Annotated in this window: 16 protein-coding genes; 15 read left to right on the forward strand and 1 reads right to left on the reverse strand. The window is 62.1% G+C overall.

The window, feature by feature from the left end:
• Positions 1-16: 16 nt before the first annotated feature.
• Both rbsK and KHO30_RS07870 read left to right on the forward strand, forming a co-directional pair.
• Complete coding sequence (gene rbsK, locus KHO30_RS07865) at positions 17-949, forward strand: ribokinase (protein WP_211700497.1); 933 nt, start codon at positions 17-19, stop codon at positions 947-949.
• 134 nt (positions 950-1,083) lie between these two features.
• Entirely contained in the window at positions 1,084-2,187 is a 1,104-nt protein-coding gene (locus tag KHO30_RS07870; RefSeq protein WP_211700498.1) for a nucleoside hydrolase, read from the forward strand.
• 58 nt (positions 2,188-2,245) lie between these two features.
• On the opposite strand, the gene KHO30_RS07875 is transcribed toward KHO30_RS07870, so the two are convergent.
• The gene (locus KHO30_RS07875) at positions 2,246-3,157 is read right to left on the reverse strand and encodes a LysR family transcriptional regulator (RefSeq protein WP_211700499.1); all 912 of its coding nucleotides are present in this window, start codon (positions 3,155-3,157) and stop codon (positions 2,246-2,248) included.
• Between the two features lie 117 nt (positions 3,158-3,274).
• Between KHO30_RS07875 and gltP the strand changes: the two genes are divergently transcribed.
• The 13 genes from gltP to KHO30_RS07940 all read left to right on the forward strand — a co-directional run bounded on the left by gltP (position 3,275) and on the right by KHO30_RS07940 (position 17,422).
• The gene (gltP, locus tag KHO30_RS07880) at positions 3,275-4,600 is read left to right on the forward strand and encodes a glutamate/aspartate:proton symporter GltP (RefSeq protein ID WP_211700500.1); all 1,326 of its coding nucleotides are present in this window, start codon (positions 3,275-3,277) and stop codon (positions 4,598-4,600) included.
• Positions 4,601-4,654: 54 nt separating this feature from the next.
• Entirely contained in the window at positions 4,655-5,929 is a 1,275-nt protein-coding gene (locus KHO30_RS07885) for an aminotransferase class V-fold PLP-dependent enzyme (protein ID WP_211700501.1), read from the forward strand.
• A 221-nt stretch (positions 5,930-6,150) separates the two neighbouring features.
• Positions 6,151-6,354, forward strand: coding sequence for a hypothetical protein (locus tag KHO30_RS07890; protein ID WP_093645406.1), 204 nt, complete (start codon positions 6,151-6,153; stop codon positions 6,352-6,354).
• Positions 6,355-6,626: 272 nt separating this feature from the next.
• Positions 6,627-7,865 (forward strand): Crp/Fnr family transcriptional regulator, encoded by a 1,239-nt coding sequence (locus tag KHO30_RS07895; protein WP_211700502.1) that lies wholly within the window; start codon positions 6,627-6,629, stop codon positions 7,863-7,865.
• A 70-nt stretch (positions 7,866-7,935) separates the two neighbouring features.
• The gene (locus KHO30_RS07900) at positions 7,936-8,700 is read left to right on the forward strand and encodes a flagellar motor protein (protein WP_054038978.1); all 765 of its coding nucleotides are present in this window, start codon (positions 7,936-7,938) and stop codon (positions 8,698-8,700) included.
• 114 nt (positions 8,701-8,814) lie between these two features.
• Positions 8,815-9,528, forward strand: coding sequence for an OmpA family protein (locus KHO30_RS07905; RefSeq protein WP_211700503.1), 714 nt, complete (start codon positions 8,815-8,817; stop codon positions 9,526-9,528).
• A 1,065-nt stretch (positions 9,529-10,593) separates the two neighbouring features.
• Entirely contained in the window at positions 10,594-10,779 is a 186-nt protein-coding gene (locus KHO30_RS07910) for a Flp family type IVb pilin (RefSeq protein WP_200651424.1), read from the forward strand.
• A 134-nt stretch (positions 10,780-10,913) separates the two neighbouring features.
• Complete coding sequence (locus KHO30_RS07915) at positions 10,914-11,450, forward strand: A24 family peptidase (protein ID WP_211700504.1); 537 nt, start codon at positions 10,914-10,916, stop codon at positions 11,448-11,450.
• A 36-nt stretch (positions 11,451-11,486) separates the two neighbouring features.
• Positions 11,487-12,320 (forward strand): Flp pilus assembly protein CpaB, encoded by an 834-nt coding sequence (gene cpaB / locus KHO30_RS07920; RefSeq protein WP_200651422.1) that lies wholly within the window; start codon positions 11,487-11,489, stop codon positions 12,318-12,320.
• An 87-nt stretch (positions 12,321-12,407) separates the two neighbouring features.
• Positions 12,408-14,420, forward strand: coding sequence for a type II and III secretion system protein family protein (locus KHO30_RS07925; protein ID WP_234487633.1), 2,013 nt, complete (start codon positions 12,408-12,410; stop codon positions 14,418-14,420).
• A gap of 23 nt (positions 14,421-14,443) precedes the next feature.
• The gene (locus tag KHO30_RS07930; protein ID WP_200651421.1) at positions 14,444-14,737 is read left to right on the forward strand and encodes a hypothetical protein; all 294 of its coding nucleotides are present in this window, start codon (positions 14,444-14,446) and stop codon (positions 14,735-14,737) included.
• A 45-nt stretch (positions 14,738-14,782) separates the two neighbouring features.
• Complete coding sequence (locus KHO30_RS07935; RefSeq protein WP_200651420.1) at positions 14,783-15,985, forward strand: CpaE/TadZ family protein; 1,203 nt, start codon at positions 14,783-14,785, stop codon at positions 15,983-15,985.
• A 54-nt stretch (positions 15,986-16,039) separates the two neighbouring features.
• A complete protein-coding gene (locus tag KHO30_RS07940; RefSeq protein ID WP_200651419.1) occupies positions 16,040-17,422 on the forward strand; it encodes a TadA family conjugal transfer-associated ATPase in 1,383 nt (460 codons plus the stop codon).
• The last annotated feature ends 27 nt before the right edge of the window (positions 17,423-17,449 follow it).

A 17,449-nucleotide genomic window follows, 5' to 3' on the forward strand; every position in this document is an offset into this window, starting at 1 on the left:
CAGCAGGAGAGTGAACGTGTCGAAAGAAGTGAAGCCGGGCCGCGTGCTCGTGGTGGGCAGCATCAATACCGACCTCGTCGCCCGCGCACCGCATTTGCCGCGGCCGGGCGAGACGATCAGCGGACAGGAGTTCTCGCAGGTTGCCGGCGGCAAGGGTGGCAACCAGGCCGTGGCGGCCGCCCGCATCGGCGCGCGCGTGGCGATGGTTGGGCGCGTGGGGAAGGATGCGAACGGCGCCCAGCGGGTCAAGGATCTGGAAGCTGAAGGAATCGATTGCGCGGGCGTCGAGGTCGACGCCGTGCAGCCCACCGGCGTCGCCATGGTCACAGTCTCGGACGACGGCCAGAACACGATCGTGGTGGTCGCGGGCAGTAACGGTGAGTTCACGCCTGAAGGCGTCGCGCGCCACGAAGCGGCGATCAAGGCGAGCGACGTCGTGGTCTGCCAACTGGAAACGCCCTGGGATTCCGTCCACGCAACGCTCGCGCTCGCCCGGCGCCTCGGCAAGATCACCGTGCTGAACCCGGCGCCCGCAACCGGCCCGCTGCCCGCGGAATGGCTGCCGCTCGTCGACTACCTCGTGCCGAACGAGGTCGAGGCCGCGATACTCGCCGGCCTGCCGGTCGAATCGCAAAGCGGCGCGAGAAGGGCGGCGCTGGAGTTGCAACGCGGCGGCGCCCGCAACGTGATCGTCACGCTCGGTGCGCAAGGCGCCTACCTGTTGCCGGAAGGCGGTGAAGGCATGCATTTTCCCGCGCCACAGGTGAAGGCCGTGGATACGACCGCGGCCGGCGACACCTTTATCGGCGTCTTTGCCGCGCAACTCGCCTCCCGGCAGCCGCTGGAAGGTGCAATCAGCCTTGCGCAACGCGCGGCTTCGATTTCGGTGACGCGCGCCGGTGCGCAGCCGTCGATCCCGACTCGCGCGGAAGTCGAAAGCGCAGCCTGAAACGGATGCCTGTTGTGACATGAGGCAGTCCGGCCTGCAACTCTGGGTAGCTTGACGTTGAATGACCGGCACCATCTCCGGATGGTGTTCCCCCTGGTTTGATCGCGATCTCTACTGGAATAAAAGGACTAAACATGAAATCACAATGCATAGGCATCCTGATGATAACGTCGCTGCTCGCCGCATGCGGAGGCAACGTGACGACTACCGATCCGCTCGCCAACGCGCCGAAGATCATCATCGATTCGGACTTCAACACGATGGGCGACGACGGTCAGTTGTTCGCCATGACCACACAGTTGATGGGGCAGGGCAAGGTCAACCTGCTCGGGCTGACCGTCGTGACCGGCAACGACTGGTTGCTCCAGGAAGAAGCGGATGCCCTGAAGGCGGTGGAGCGCATGGGCGTGCAGAACGTAGTGGGCGTCTACGGCGGCGCTGACTATCCATTGCAATATGATGTGGCGAGCATTCGTGCGCAGCAGGCTGCCAACCCGCAAGGCTATTTTGGCGCGTGGATGCGGCCGGAACCAACCCAGCAATCCCAGCTTGTGGCGCCGCCGGACGGCTTCGCGGTGTCGACGAAACTGCAGACGCAAAGCGCTGCAGACTTCATGATCCAGACCATCAAGCGCTATCCGAATCAGGTCACCATTCTCGAGGTCGGCCCGCCCACCAATCTCGCCACGGCCATCAAGAAGGCGCCGGAGATCGTGCCGCTGATCAAGCGGATCGTCTACATGGGCGGCGCGATGGCGGTGCCGGGCAATGCGAATGCAGTGGGGGAACTCAACTGGTGGTTTGATCCGCTGGCCGTGCGCACGGTGCTTCAGACCACGATCCCTCAGGCCGTTATTCCCCTCGACGTCACGAATACGGTGCCGCTCACGCAGAGCATCTTCGATCAGATCGTCAACAACCCGAACAAGCAGACCGCGGTAACCAAGGCGTATGGGATCGTCAACGCCGGGTCGTTCGGCGACAACACGCATCTGTTCGACACACTGACGATCGCTTATTTCATGGATCCGACCTACGCCACGCAAACGAAAAGCGCCTACCTCGATATCGACACCACGAGCGGCGAGGATCAGGGGCATGTGACGGTCTATCCCGATCAACCCGCGGCGGGCGCGTCACCGAACAAGATCACGTACGTCACGCAGTTCGACAACAATCGTTTCTTCAGCCTCTACGTCGATCTGCTTACGCGCCCTGTGCCGATTACCTTGCCTTGACGAGGAATTACATACACACGCACGGCGGATTATTTGCAACGCAGGGCCGAGGTCCCGCTCAGACCCGGCCCGGATCGAGCAGGTTCGAGCTGAAATCGCAGCACTGCGCGGCGAGCCGTGCGATTTCGGCATTCAACGAGTGCGGTTGTTCCGCGCGATGCATCGCGACGTATGAGACAGGCGGCAGCGCCGGTCGCGTCTGAATCATCCCGAGCGCACCGCGTGTGACCATATGGTTCAGGCATGCCTTCGGTAGATAGCTGATGCCGAGGCCCGAGAGCGTCAGCCCGATCTGCGCGATCAGACTGTTGCTCGCGAGAATGCGTTGCATGCTGACCCCGTGCTCCTGCAGGAAGCGGCTATAGATAAAGCCTGTTCCCGACAGACCGCCCTGCAGGATCAGCGGGTACTGCGCAATCTCGGCGAGCGGAAGGACGTCCTGCTTCGGCGCCAGTGCCGGCGCGCACATCCAGGCATTTTCCACTTCACCGACCTGCGTCATAACGAAGGACTCGGTGCTGTGGATTTGCGGCACGACGATGATGTCGATCGTGTCGTCCGCAAGCCGGTCGCGCAGCGTTGCATTCAAATCCACCTCGGCTTCGACCACGACCTTGGGATACGCCGCCTGGATCGCGCCGATCAGCCGGGGCAGCCACGTCAAGGCGGTCAGCTCCGTCACGCCAATGCGGACCTGGCGCACCAGCGCTTCTTTTGAGCTGATCCGCTCGACGATCTGGTCGCGCCGTTCGAGCAGTTCTTTCGCGTAGGCGAAGAACTCGGCGCCTTTCTCGGTCAGCCGCGCGCTGCGGTGCGCGCGGTCGAATACCGTCAGGTCGAAGGCGCGCTCGAGTTCCTGAATCCGCTTCGAAACGGCCGACTGCGTGGTGTTCAGGCGGCTCGAAGCGGCCTCGAACGAACCCAGTTGCACGATCCAGTAGAGCGCTTCCATCTGCTTGAACGTCAGCATCGCGCCGTCCTTTGCATGAATTAAAGCGATAGTTTCTCATACAAAAAAATCGCTTTTTTTACTTATTTCGGCTGCTTAAGGTTTCTCCATCGCCCCGCCCCCAAATCTGGAGAGAGCATGGATACTGTCGTCGAAAGGCCGCCTGTCAACCATATTGAGCGCAAACCGCGTGTCGGACTTGCGTGGCAGATACTGATCGGTCTCGTCATTGGCGTTGCCACGGGACTCGTGTTGAACCACTTTCCGCAAATGCGGGACGCGACCATTTCAGGGCTGTTGCAGCCCGCCGGCGACATTTTCATCAAGCTGATCAAGATGATCGTGGTGCCGATCGTATTCACGAGCATGGTGGTCGGGATCGCCGGTGTCGGAGACGGTAAATCGTTCGGGCGCATCGGCCTGAAGACGCTCGTGTACTTCGAGGTGGTCACGACGATCGCGATCCTCCTCGGGCTGATTCTCGGCAACGTGTTGCAGCCGGGTGTCGGCACCGACATGTCGCAGCTCGGCCACGCCGACATTTCCCGCTATCAGCAGGCAACACAGCAGGTGCAGGGGCATCATGGCCTGATGACCCTCGTGCTTGGCGTGATTCCGGACAATATCCTCGCTTCGATGGCCAAAGGTGACCTGCTGCCCGTGATCTTCTTTTCGGTGTTATTCGGCCTTGGTCTGCAGTCGGTCCCGGAAGAATTCCGCAAGCCGGTAATCGTCATGCTCAAGGGCGTCGCGGAAGCCATGTTCAAGGTGACGAATATGGTGATGCGTTACGCGCCGATTGGCGTATGCGCGCTGATCGCGGTGACCGTGGCGAGCTTCGGCTTCGGTTCATTGCTGCCGTTGCTTAAGCTGGTGGCCGTCACGTATCTGGCGATCGTGCTGTTTGTGCTTGTCGTGCTCGGCATCACCGCCCGGCTGTTCGGCTTTCGTATCTTCACGTTGCTGCGGGTTATCAAGGACGAACTGATCATCGCGTTCTCAACCTGCAGCTCGGCAACCGTGCTGCCGCAACTGATGAAGAAGATGGAAGACTACGGTGTGCCGAAAAGCATCACAACCTTCGTCGTGCCGACCGGCTACACGTTCAATCTCGACGGCGCATCGATCTATCTCGGCATTGGCACGCTGTTCGTCGCGCAGTTGTACGGCATTCATCTTGGCTGGCAGGAACAGATGGTCCTAGTATTGACGATGGTTGTGACGTCCAAGGGTGCAGCCGGCGTGCCGGGTTTCATGTTCGTGATTTTGCTCGCGACGCTTGCAAGCGCAGGGTTACCGCTCGAAGGGCTCGCGTTCATCGCAGGCGTGGACCGCGTGATGGATATGGGGCGTACCGCGCTGAATGTGGTGGGTAACGCGCTTGCGCCGCTCGTCATCGCCAAATGGGAGCGCCAGTACGACGCGGAGAAGGGCAAAGCGTATGTCGCGTCGCTTGACGCTTGAGCGGACACGGTTCGCGGCACGACATCATTTAGCAGAAAGATCAGGAGCATCCAGATGAGCAGTAATCAAGGCGAGTTCTTTTCCGAGTCGCTGATGCAGGAGATCAAGGCGCGTTTCCACCACGTCGACCACGACATCGACGGGAGCGAGCGACTCTTCTTCGACAACGCAGGTGGCTCGTTCCGCCTCAAGGCGGCCGTCGACGCATTCGCGCGAATCGATGCGCTGCCCGATTGTCCGGAACGCATTCACGCACGCGCGCGCCATCTTCAGGACGTTCAGGCGCGCGGCGAGGCGGACATCCGCACGATCCTCAACGCGAAGGACGGCAGCATCTACCCATCGTTGACCGCGTCGGGCGCGATGTTCGACATGGTGCGCGCGATCATGGAAAACGTGCCGGGCACCAACGCCGTCACGACGATCCTCGAGCACCCGTCTTCTTTCGACGCAATGACGTACTACGCGCAACGCACGGGCAAGTCGTTGCGTGTTGCGCCCAGCAATCCGGAGACGGGCGGCGTGGACGTGGATGCGATTCTGTCCTTGATCGACGCGGACACAGCGCTGCTCAGCGTGATGTACGCGTCGAATATTTCCGGCGCCAAGTTCGATATCGCGGCACTCGTCGAGCGGGCCCGAGAAAAGAAGCCCGGACTCTTTATCGTCGTGGATGCGGTCCAGCACGCGCCGCATGGTGTGATCGACCTGCAGAAGACACCGGTCGACGGCATCAATTTCGCACCCTACAAGTTTTTTGGCTGCCGCGGCTCCGGCATCTCGTGGCTGTCGCCACGAGTGGCCGCGCTGCCGCATCACCGCCTCGACGCGAAGCAGGAAGGCGTGTGGGAACTCGGCAGTCCGGCGCCCGCGCAGTTTGCGGTCGTGACCGAGATCGTCGAGTACGTGACGTGGATTGGTGGCCAATTCAGCGATGCCGATACGCGCCGTGAGCTTTTCGTGGAAGGGATGAAACGCATCGAGTTGCATGAGCGCGCGCTACTATCCGCGCTGCTCGACGGCCAGGGTGGGCGGCGCGGTTTGCGGCGACTCGATGGCGTAGAGGTGTTCTGGGATCATGCCGATCTTACGAAACGCGATCTGATCCTGGGTATCGGCTTCGCGAATCTGAGCCCGACCGATGCAGTGCGCGAGTACGAGAAGCGCGGCGTGATCGTCTACGAGCGGATCGCTTCGAGTCTGTACTCGGGCCGCATGCTGAAGTCGTTCGATCTGGCGGGCGCGGTGCGCATTTCGCCGCTGCATTGTCATGCACCCAGCGACGTCGAGCGCTTTCTTTCTATTACAGAAACGCTGACGACACTGTAAGGCGGCCCCATACGCAGACCCCAATTACGGGGCGCATAGAAAGTATTGCGCCCCTTTACTCCCGCACCTCGCTCGCTACCTCTGCCGCGCGGCGCATCAACGCTTACCGTCGACGCTTACAGCACTGCAGGTAATCCGTAGAAACACAACCGTAGCCAAACTGTAGCGTCGTTTGTCTAGGATGCCTCCATCGCCCATGTATCGATCAATGGAGGTACCCGATGCTCAGCCACCACGAACTTGCGACCCTCATGCTGCTTGGCGACACGGACAAGCGGCTGGAAGATTTCGACCCGGACGTATTGGCGTTACGCCGTTACGAGTTAGTGGAAATTCGCCAGCGTGACCGGCAAGGTTCGACACTGCAACTGACCCGTCAGGGCCGTGAATTACTGGAGCGTCTGCGCACGGGCGCGCAGCAATGAGCCGATACGGCGCGATCACAGCTCACCCCGCATGCCGGGCCGTGTGCATCGCGCCGCGGCCGAAACCCGGCCACGAGGGCCAATCCCTTACGGAGTCTCACAGCCTGCCAAACGTTTGCGCTATTTGCACGATTATGTCTGACGATTGAGAGGGTTAAAGATTTGCGTTTTGCATGTCGTTATCCAGTCAAATAAGTCAGGACCATTGCACATACCCGCGCCTCATGAAGACGCGGGGTGAGCGAGGCAATAGCTCTACGGGGGATTGAATTTTGAATCAGCAACGATCGCCATGGTCGCGCGCAGCGGCTCCGGGCGAAGTCATCTATTCCGAAGGCTTCGCGGGCGACGCCGTCATCTACGTAATCGCAGACGGCAAAGTCGAAATCTCCACCCAATGCGACGAAAAGAAGGTCATTCTCGCCACGCTCGGCAAGGGCGAGTTTTTTGGCGAAGCCTCGTTGTTGCCAGCCGAGCCACGAGCGCACACCGCGAAAGCCATCAGCTTCTGTCAATTGACCGTCATCGCGGCAAGCGTGGTGGAAGAGGAGCTCGAACGCGTATCGCCGCTGCTGCGCCATATCGTGCGCACCATGATTCGACGTGTGAGAAAGAAGGACGATGTCCTCGCTACCAACACGCACGCTGATTTTCTGCCAGGGGTTCTCTCCTACGCGCATGTTCTGTCGCTGATGGCGGGTATTGAGAGCGCAGACCGGGTGGATGGGCGCGCGCGCCGCGGCCAGGGGGAGGAGTGCTCGGTGCCCCTGCCCGAAGTCATCAAGAAGTGTCATGCGATTGCCGGTCATTCCCGTCCGCACGTGATGGCGATGCTCAAGCGCATGGAAAAACTCAACCTCGTTACGCTCGAGCCAGGCCGCTCTGATCGCGTGAGCACCCTGTCGGCGCGCTATTCGGCGCAGGACGGCGCAGCCGGCCGGCAGCTCGTGACTTTCGATCCCGTGCGGATCACGGAACGGGCCCAGCAGGTGGCGGACCACGATCTCGACGTGTCGATCAACAGCGAACTGGAACTGATCGAACTGGCCGACCTGGAAGCCCTGATCGGTGTCGAGAAGAACCTGATTCTCAACAAGCTCGCGCATGCGGAAATCGCCGAAGACATCTTTGCGTTCCGCAAGACCAAGGTACTGAACTACGTCGAGGAAAAGGGCGTCACGTATTTTTCCCGGCGTACTCCCCGTGGCGCAAGCGAGCTGAAGTCGCTGGCCGATCTGGAGTTTGTCGACCAGCGAACCCTGTTCGAAGCCATCAGCGCTTTCGACACCTATGACCTCGCGAAACTGCTTTCCGCCGTGACCGGCGAGGCGATTTGCGATCGCCTGTTCTCGGTGATGACCGAGGCGCGCAAGAAGGAGGTGTCGTGGGTCATGCGCCGTGAGATCAAGATCGATCCGCTCGAGATCGCCGAGATCGAGGAGCGCTTCATCGAGACCGTGCGCACGATCAAATCGCCGGCTGCCGCGCCGCTTTCCAACGTGGATGCCTGACGCCTGACGGTCGGACCACGGACGCTTTCAGGTCCGGTCCGATCAATGACGCAGCCGTTCGAGAGGATGTATGGATCTTTTGACGCTATTTGGCGCGCTGTTCGGCGTGACCGCCATCGTGGCCGGATTTTCGCTCGAGGGTGGTCACTTCACCTCGCTGTTTCAGCTGGAGGCGTTCGTCATCGTTTTGGGCGGCACCTTCGGCGCGGTGATGATCCAGAACACGTGGGCGAGGTTTTATGACGGCATAAAGCAGCTGCGGCTCGCGTTCGTGAAAGCGCGGCAGGTCGACCGGCAAAGCTTGTCGATTCTGCTCGAGTGGGGCGATCAGGCGAAGCTGAACGGCATGCTCGTATTCGAGTCGATCGAGGCGGGCAACATCAATCCGTTTGCCAAACGAGGTCTCGAGCTTCTGGCCAACGGGGTGTCGACTGCCGTGCTCGAAGACGCCCTGCAACGCGAACTGGATGCCTACGAGCGCAACCACATGGCGGCTGCCCGAATATGGCAGCAGGCCGGCGGCTATGCGCCCACGTTCGGCATCTTGGGGGCGGTGCTCGGCCTGATTCAGGTCACGGGCCATATGCTCGAGCCGGCGCAACTCGGGCAGGGGATTGCGGTCGCCTTTGTGGCGACGCTATACGGTCTCGCGTTGGCGAATCTGGTCTTTCTGCCGCTGTACGGAAAGATCAGGGCACAGGTGGATAGCGAATTGCGCTTCAGACGTTTGTACCTCGACGGCTTGCTCGCGATTTCGCGCAAGGAGTCGCCCCATACGATCGAAACCCGGCTCGCGGGCGACGTCCGGGAGCGATCGGCGGAGTTGCTGGGGTAACCAGGGGTCGCCCTGGGATTGCCCTGGGATAACTCGGGATAGCCGGCCTCGATCGGTTGGCGCTAGCGCGCGAGGCGCCCATTCAAACGCAATTCGGAAGCACACGTTTCGAGCATGACAATCTCCTCGGGTAACAAGCGCCTTGCGGCGGACAAAGCCGGCTATCGGCACGACGATGACGACGGCGATGGCGAGGCGCAATCCGGGCGCTGGTTGATCTCCTACGCGGACCTCATCACCACGTTGATGGTGCTGTTCCTCGCGCTTTACGCGCTGCAACTGGCGAAGAACCGGGAGCTCGAAGTCAGGATGCTCGAGCGCCGCGAGGTGAAAACGGCGACGGCTGCCGGCAGCGCCCACGCGCCGGTGGCAGCGGTGCCGGGCGCACCGGAAGCCGCGAGACGGCAGCTTCTTGCCTTGCTGGCGCCGCTTCAGGACAACCGGCAGATCACGATTTCGAATGCATCACAGGGCGTGGAAATCGCCATCAACGCGAAAATTCTCTTCAACTCGGGCGACGCGCGCTTGTTGCCGGAGTCGTTCGGCGTCCTGGATCAGATCGCAGGGGTGCTGCGCGACCGTTCAAAGAACAACATCCTCGTCGAGGGGCACACGGACAATGTGCCGATATCGACAGCGAAGTACGAGTCCAATTGGGAGCTGTCGTCGGCACGAGCCGGCGCCGTGGTTCGATTCTTTGCCGACAAGGGCATCGAAGCTCACAGAATGGCCGCCATTGGCAGGGCGGACAACTTCCCCCTGATCATCGGCGACGATGCCGCAGCGCGCGCCGCGAACCGCCGCGTCACCATCCTCGTGGCATATTGAGTCGCAAGCAGCGTGAGTACGCTGCGCGTCAACACGGATCTCTCTACGGTCCACATGAATCAAAACCGGCCATTTCTTGCCGCATCTTACTCAGCGCTGAACTAAGCCGGACACCGCGTGCTTCGCGAGCATCCAGGAGGCTATGCGACGCGCCAGGTGCGAAGTTTTTTATCCACCGTCCGCAAAACCCCATCGTTTGAAACGCACCTTTTCGCCGCGTGACGCGCCACCAGCAAGGCGCTGCGTTTAGTGCGAGGCGAAGCGAGTGCATCGCTTACGCCACGCAAAAAAATTCGTGCGACAACCGGCCTGTCCCACGTCCAAGCGATTCATAAATCCACCGTCAATCCCCGTAGTGCGGGCCAGCACACATAGCGATGCAGGCGCAGGCGCGTCAATCTCGCAACCTGTCCGCCAGAACGACAGCTTGCTGTCTCAACCTTGCGACATACCGGTCCACGACCTGTAAAAGCTACTTTTGTGTGTTGAGACCCGGCATTTTTGACCTGGGCATTCGTCAAACCATTGCCAGTCATCGTGGCTGCGGGTTTCCCCACCCTCCAGAATTCACGCGTGGCGCATCGCGGCAACCCGCCGCCACGGCCGCTCGCGGCGTATCAAACACGCATCATCGCGTGATGCGAACTCCCTTCTGCGGGGTGCACCGAATCGCTCATCACCGCCCAGCAAGGTTTTGAGGGCACATGGCACAGCGCGTGCAATAAGGGAGTCACAAAGCGAAACACGTTGCAGCCGGGAAGCAGCAAGCGAGCAGAAGCAGCAGAAAAAAATCCCGGCAGCAACAACAGTCTTCGTAGAACGCGTCGGGGAGTTCAACGCGCTTTACGGGGTGCGGCGGGGCCAACGAAAAACGGATGTCGATAAAGCACGGCGCGAACGATCGATACGGGGTATCGACGATTCGTGACCGGGACGACGTGAAGCGCTGACCTCGCCACTTTTTCCGTCTCTGTGGACGGACCTCAACGCCGCACCGGTGGACCTGTTTTCAGGCAACTGGCGCGGCACAAACCGAAGTCAACTTTCACTCTTACGGGGGTTAGCATGAAGAACACGATCCAACAATTTCTGCGCGAAGAAGACGGTGTTGCAGCGATCGAATATGGCCTGCTGGCCGGGCTGATTGCGGTGGCGATCATCACGACGATTGGCTTGATCGGCACGCGTCTCAACAACGTATTCACGTTCGTGTCGACGGCGTTGAACGGCGTGGCCAACCCGGCTGCCTGATTCAGCCTGCACCACCAGGCGCACACCGATCGCGCACCCTGTCTCGACGGTCCTGCGAGACAGGGTAGCGACGGCCTCGCGCCAACAAGAAACGACTCCTGAAGGGCAATTCGATCCTTGAAACGGAGCAGACAATGAACGGGGTTCCTTTTCCGGTTGGACCGTGCGTAGTCACGTTGGCATTGCTCGCCGCATTGTGGGACATGCAAACGCGCCGGATTCCTAACTGGCTGGTGGCGACGGGATTAATTGCGGCGATACCGGTGCAATGGTTCACGCAAGGCGGTATCGACGGGATGGAGATGTGGTTGGGCGGCATGCTCCTAGGCGGCGCGATATTTATGCCGGGCTACGCGATGCGGCTGATGGGCGCCGGCGACGTGAAGCTGATGGCTGCGATCGGCGCTTTCTGTGGCGCTTACGGCGCACTCGAAATAGGTTTGGTGACCTGTGTGATTGGTGGAATCGGGTCGCTTGCAATACTGCTCCGGCGACGCCAGATGCGCGCCGGACTGAGCGGGGTGGCGGCATTGCTGGTGAGCTGCACGACGCCGGGCAACGGCGCAAGGCAGCGGCAAGGCGGTGTAGCCGAAAGTAGTGCGACGGGGTCTATGCCGTACGGAGTGGCCATAGCAATAGGCAGCGCACTCGTGTTGTTTTACAGCGTGTGACGCGGACCAGCAGGCCAAAAAAATCGGGGGTTCAAAATGAAAAATGCGCGCGCTGTAACGATGCTGCTGATCGCGACGCTGGCCGGCCTTACCGCGGTCGTGTTCGCTTCTCGTTGGATGATCTCGCAGACGTCGAATGCCACCACCAAGGTGGTGGTGGCCGCAACCGACATCAATCTCGGTCAGCGGATCGGGCCGGACTTTCTGAAGCTTACCGACTGGCCATCGAACAGCGTGCCGCCCGGTGCGTACACCGACGTCCAGAAACTCGACGGCCGCGTGCTCAAGGAAAGCCTCTTGCACGGTGAGCCGATTGTCGACGCGAAGCTGACACCGGTTGGCACGCTTGGCGGCCTGTCGGCGGTCATCGGCGAAGGCAAGCGCGCCATCACGGTACGGGTGAACGACGTGATCGGCGTAGCGGGCTTCGCGCTGCCGGGCAACTACGTCGACATCATCGTCAACACACAAAAAGACAATCGCGATCCCGGTGCGCAACGCGACCAGAACATTTCGAAGATCGTGCTCGAAAAGATTCTCGTGCTGGCCGTCGCTCAGGAAGTGGGCCGCGACGAAACCAAGCCGAAGGTGGTCGATGCGGTGACGCTCGAAGTGTCGCCGGAACAGGCCGAGAAGATCGACCTCGCGCGCAGCATCGGCACGCTCTCGCTGGTGTTGCGCAACCAGATCGACCCGCAGGCGATCGACACCGCCGGCGCGACCAAGGCCACGTTGCTCAAGATGCCGGTTGCGGTAGTTGCCGCATCCGAACCGAAACCGGTGCACATCATCCGGAAAGTGGCGGTGCGCGCGCCGGGCAACTGTGTCCGCGTGCTCGACGGCGCCGACGCACGACAAGAATGCTTTTGACAGGCCTTAGCCTGCAAGCCGTGACCGAGACGTGACTGACCACCAGGTCCAGCGCGTAAAAAAAGCGGCACATAACGGGGGTAGGACATGAAAGCCAGAACGAATCAGCGCGCTTGCGCGCCGCAGGACCCGCTTGGCCCAGGAGAATCGCGCGGACTGCATGCGCGCTCAGCCCGCGGCCGGACCCGGATCGCTGAAGCTTGCACCTGCGTGGTGGTCGGACTGTATCTGTCGATGCTGCCGGTCGCGCAAGCAGCCGGTCAGAATGCGGCAGCCAATGTGCCGGGTTTGCCGGATATGCCGGTCACTTTGGCGTCAAACGGAGCCGTGCATCTGACCATCGCGGCAACGGGCATGAACGGCGGCGCTTCTTCCGGCGGCACGGCCCAAGCCACCCGCGGACCCAATTGCAGCGGCCCGGTGGCGGAACATACCTCGGTGACGATCCCGGTTGGCAAATCGACGATGGTCGACGTGCGCGAACCCGTGCGCAGCCGCACCGTCGGCAATCCGTCGATCGTGCAGGCGATGCTGGTGTCGCCGCAAACGCTTTATCTGCTCGGCTCGGACGTCGGCACCACCAACATGATCGTGCAAGGCCGCAGCGGCTCCTGCACGATCATCGACGTGAGCGTCGGCGCGGACCCGGGCGGCCTGCAACAGACGCTCGCTGCACTGATGCCTGAGGAAACCGGCATCCAGGTCAAGACAGCCGCCGATACGCTGGTGCTGACCGGCACGGTCACCGATGCAGTGAAGGCGGAGCGCGTGATGGAACTGGCGCGCGCCTTCGTGGCCCGGCCGACCACCGCGTTGCAAGGCGGTGCGCCGATGGGAAGCGGCCCGCTGCCGATCGGTGCGGCGCCACGCGCGATGGGCGCGCCGGCACCGGCGCTCGGTGGCGGGAGTGGCGAGCGCATTATCAACATGATGCATGTGGCCGCGCCGCAGCAAGTCATGCTCGAAGTGAAAGTCGCCGAAGTCTCGAAGACCCTGATCGACCAACTGGGCGTCGCCGCCAACATCCAGGGCGGCATCGGCAGCTGGAGTTTCGGCTTGCTGGCCAACTACCTGTCCGGCGGATTGAGCGCGCTGACCGCCTCGAAAGCGAACAACCTGCCGCTCAACCTCGCGGTCGACGCGCAGAAAACCGATCAGCTCGTGAAGATCCTCGCCGAGCCGAATCTGATGGCGATCAGCGGCCAGGAAGCAAGCTTCCTCGCGGGCGGCAAGGTCTACATTCCGGTGCCGCAAAGCAACGGCTCGGGCGGCACGACGATCGTCCTGCAGGAAGAGCAATACGGTGTCGGCCTGACCTTCACGCCGACGGTGCTCGAAGGTGGCCGTATCAATCTCAAAGTGTCGCCGGAAGTGTCGGAGCTGTCGTCGACCGGTGTGGTGGTCAGCGCCGGCAACTCGAACACGACCTCGATCCTGCCGCTGATCACGACGCGGCGCGCCTCGACCACGCTGCAGGTGTTTGACGGTCAGAGCTTTGCGATCGGCGGTCTCCTGAAGAGCAACGTGACTGGCTCGATCAAAGGTCTGCCTGGCGCGGCTGAACTGCCGGTGCTCGGCGCGCTGTTTCGCAGCACCAGCTACGAACAGGACAAGACCGAACTGGTGTTCGTTGTGACGCCGCGTCTCGCCAAGCCGCTGCCGCAGCACTATCCGCTGCCGACCGACGGTTTCAGCGACGCCAACGAAGGGAACGTGTATCTGACCGGCCATATGGAAGGCACGAAGCGCGCCGCGCCGGCAGCAGGGGCCACGGCACCGGTTGCACCGAATTCGCCGAGCGCGCCCTCGACACCGGCCGCGCCTGACATGCCCGCGGCAATCAGCCAGACACCGGTGGTGACCACGCCTGTCGCAACGCCGGCCACGTCCACGCAACCGTTGCCACCCACGCAACCCAAGCCCGGCCAGGACGATCGTACGCCGGCCCCGGTGGCCGCGACCACCCCGGCCCGCTCATCGACGGCAACGGCCGGCGGCGCGTCGCAGCAACTCACCGCCGTGAAGCCCGAACCGGCCCACGACGCCGCGCTCGTCAGCCAGGCATCGGCGACCAGCGCCGACTCACACGCCGCGCGCTGAATCGCGGCTCATCGGAGATCGACATGACATCCACCAAGACACTGATCCGCGCTGCCGTGTGCGCAGGACTGAGCGCCGTGCTCGCCGGCTGCTTGACTTCAACCCCGCACTGGGACGCGACGTTCGGCGACTCAGTCAACCAGATCAAGGAAATGCAGACGCTCAATCCGCAAGCCTCGGCCAACACCGATCCGGTCGCAGGCATTGACGGCACGGCGGCGGCCGCGGCGCAGAAGAGCTATGCCAAATCGTTCACGGCGCCACCCGCGCCGACCAACAGCTTCACCATCGGCATCGGTTCGTCGAGCAGCTACTGAAACACGCAGCAAGTCGGCTCGAACTCGAGCCAGCGGAGACACACCATGATCGACACCCTCCTGATTTCGTCCAGCGCCGAGCGCGCGCCGCGGATCTCAGCACGTCTCGAAGCAAGCGGCATTGCGTTCCGGCTGCGCACGCTGCACGGCACCGCGAAGCAGTTGCGCGTGCACGCGGCGGCGATCAGGAGCGCCGATCTGCTGATCATCGACGATGCCGAGCTGACGCCGCGCGAACTGAGTGGTATCGAAGAGGCGCTGTCCCACACGCCGAATCTGCACTGCATGCTGGTGACGCCTGCGCCTTCGACCACGCTGTTGATGGCGGCCATGCGCGTCGGCGTGCGGCACGTGCTGTCCTGGCCGCTCGACGAGGCCGAACTCGCCGACGCCCTCGCGCATGTCTCAGCGAAGAAAAGTGCGGGCGTGCGTCGTGACGGCCGCGTGGTCTCGTTCACGTCGTGCAAGGGCGGCAGCGGTACGACGCTGATCGCCGTGAATCTCGCTTACGCCCTCGCGGCGCAGCGTGACAAGCGTGTGCTGCTGATCGATCTGAACCAGCAGTTCGCCGACGCGAGTTTGCTGGTCGCCGACAAACCGCCGCCCGCGACGCTCGCCGACCTGTGCGCGCAAATCGACCGGCTCGATGCCGCCTTCTTCGAAGCCTGCGTGATGCACGTGCACCCGAATCTCGACGTGCTGGCCGGCGCGGGCGATCCGGTCAAATCGGGCGAGCTGCGCGCCGCGCATCTGGAACGGATCCTGACGCTGGTGCGCGAGCAGTATGACGCGGTACTGATCGACGTCGGCCAGAACATCAATCCGCTTGCCATTCATGCGCTCGATCACAGCGACTCGATCTGCGTCGTGGTGCGGCAGAACATCCTGTATCTGCATGCCGGCCGCCGCATGCTGGACATTTTCAAGGAGCTCGGTTATCCCGCGAGCAAGGTGAGAGTGATCGTCAACCAGTATGACAAGAGCGCGCGCATCGATCTGGCGACGCTCGAAGAAACGCTCGGAGCGAAGGTCGCGCATCAATTGCCGCGCGACGAGAAGCAGGCCACCGAGGCGCTTAACCACGGCGTGCCGCTCGTCACGTCGGCGAAGGGCGGTGCGCTTGCCCAAGGCATCGCGCATCTGGCGGACATGATGTGGCCGCGCCCTGTCGAAGCACGTAAGAGCGTGCTAGGCCGTCTGTTCCCGCGCCGACCGAATTCGCCGCCGCAACTGAAAGCCGGACACTAAGCCGGGGCAAGGCAAACCGAACCCGGCTGCCATCGAAACAAAGCGGAGAGCACCATGTCATTGCGCGAACAGTTGATGATGCAAAACGGCACGATACCGTTCGACGGCACCAACGGCGGCGCTGCAGCTGCCGGCGTTGCCGCGGAAAGTCTCGCGGCGCGGCGCGCGTACCAGCAACTCAAGATGAACATTCATCAGGCGATCATCGACCGGGTGGAGCTCGACAAGCTGCAACGGCTGTCGCCCGAACAGATCAAGCGCGAACTCGCGCAACTGGTGGAGCGGATCGTCGACGAAGACAAGATTCCGATGAACGAGCTCGAACGCCGCCGTCTCGCGCAGGACGTGCACGACGAAATGGTCGGCCTCGGTCCGCTCGAACCGCTGCTCAACGACCCGACTATCTCGGACATTCTCGTCAACACATCGCAGCACGTGTACGTGGAGCGACGCGGCCGCCTCGAACACACCGACGTCACGTTCTACGACGACGCCCATCTGATGAAGATTATCGAGCGCATCGTCTCGCGCGTGGGCCGCCGGATCGACGAGTCCACGCCGATGGTCGACGCGCGCTTGCCCGACGGCTCGCGTGTCAACGCGATCATTCCGCCGTCGGCGATCGACGGTCCGCTGGTGTCGATTCGCCGCTTCGCGGTGAATCCGCTGACGGTGGCCGACATGGTGACCAATCAGAGCTTCACGCCGGCGATGGCGCAACTGCTCGAAGCGCTCATCAAATCGAAGCTGAACGTGTTGATCTCGGGCGGCACGGGCAGCGGCAAGACCACGCTGCTCAATCTGCTCTCCGGTTTCATTCCGGGCGACGAACGGGTCGTGACGATCGAGGACGCGGCCGAACTGCAGATGCGCCAGGAGCACGTGCTGCGACTCGAAACGCGCCCGCCGAACATCGAAGGCAAGGGTGAAATCTCGCAGCGCACGCTGGTGCGCAACGCGCTGCGGATGCGCCCCGACCGCATCATCCTCGGCGAAGTACGCGGCGCCGAAGCGCTCGACATGCTGCACGCCATGAACACCGGCCACGAAGGATCGATGGCTACGCTGCACGCAAACACGCCGCGCGATGCGTTGACGCGGCTCGAAAACATGGTCGGCATGGCGGGTCTGACGATGCCGATCAAGGCGATCCGCCAGCAGATCGCTTCGGCGATCACGGTGGTGGTGCAGGCCTCGCGTTTGACGGACGGACGCCGCAAGCTGATGAGTATTCAGGAAGTCACCGGCATGGAAGGCGACATCATCAACATGCAGGAGATTTTCACGTTCAAGCGGACCGGTGTCGACGAAAACGGCATGATCAAAGGGCATTTCTGTGCGACCGGCGTGCGGCCGAAGTTCTGCGACCGGTTGGCGGGCTTCGGCATTGCGCTGCCGGATCAGATGTTCGATCCGGCACGGCGCTTCGAGGTGTGAGCATGCCTAACACAATGGCTTCAGGGA

The sequence above is a fragment of the Paraburkholderia aspalathi genome, from assembly GCF_905220735.1.
Classification (GTDB): domain Bacteria; phylum Pseudomonadota; class Gammaproteobacteria; order Burkholderiales; family Burkholderiaceae; genus Paraburkholderia; species Paraburkholderia aspalathi.

Excerpts from the sequence above, each read along its gene's own strand:
- KHO30_RS07870 (WP_211700498.1), top strand. The coding sequence starts at position 1,084 with ATGAAATCACAATGCATAGGCATCCTGATGATAACGTCGCTGCTCGCC.
- KHO30_RS07875 (WP_211700499.1), bottom strand. The coding sequence starts at position 3,157 with ATGCTGACGTTCAAGCAGATGGAAGCGCTCTACTGGATCGTGCAACTG.
- gltP (WP_211700500.1), top strand. The coding sequence starts at position 3,275 with ATGGATACTGTCGTCGAAAGGCCGCCTGTCAACCATATTGAGCGCAAA.
- KHO30_RS07885 (WP_211700501.1), top strand. The coding sequence starts at position 4,655 with ATGAGCAGTAATCAAGGCGAGTTCTTTTCCGAGTCGCTGATGCAGGAG.
- KHO30_RS07890 (WP_093645406.1), top strand. The coding sequence starts at position 6,151 with ATGCTCAGCCACCACGAACTTGCGACCCTCATGCTGCTTGGCGACACG.
- KHO30_RS07900 (WP_054038978.1), top strand. The coding sequence starts at position 7,936 with ATGGATCTTTTGACGCTATTTGGCGCGCTGTTCGGCGTGACCGCCATC.
- KHO30_RS07905 (WP_211700503.1), top strand. The coding sequence starts at position 8,815 with ATGACAATCTCCTCGGGTAACAAGCGCCTTGCGGCGGACAAAGCCGGC.
- KHO30_RS07910 (WP_200651424.1), top strand. The coding sequence starts at position 10,594 with ATGAAGAACACGATCCAACAATTTCTGCGCGAAGAAGACGGTGTTGCA.
- KHO30_RS07915 (WP_211700504.1), top strand. The coding sequence starts at position 10,914 with ATGAACGGGGTTCCTTTTCCGGTTGGACCGTGCGTAGTCACGTTGGCA.
- cpaB (WP_200651422.1), top strand. The coding sequence starts at position 11,487 with ATGAAAAATGCGCGCGCTGTAACGATGCTGCTGATCGCGACGCTGGCC.
- KHO30_RS07925 (WP_234487633.1), top strand. The coding sequence starts at position 12,408 with ATGAAAGCCAGAACGAATCAGCGCGCTTGCGCGCCGCAGGACCCGCTT.
- KHO30_RS07930 (WP_200651421.1), top strand. The coding sequence starts at position 14,444 with ATGACATCCACCAAGACACTGATCCGCGCTGCCGTGTGCGCAGGACTG.
- KHO30_RS07935 (WP_200651420.1), top strand. The coding sequence starts at position 14,783 with ATGATCGACACCCTCCTGATTTCGTCCAGCGCCGAGCGCGCGCCGCGG.
- KHO30_RS07940 (WP_200651419.1), top strand. The coding sequence starts at position 16,040 with ATGTCATTGCGCGAACAGTTGATGATGCAAAACGGCACGATACCGTTC.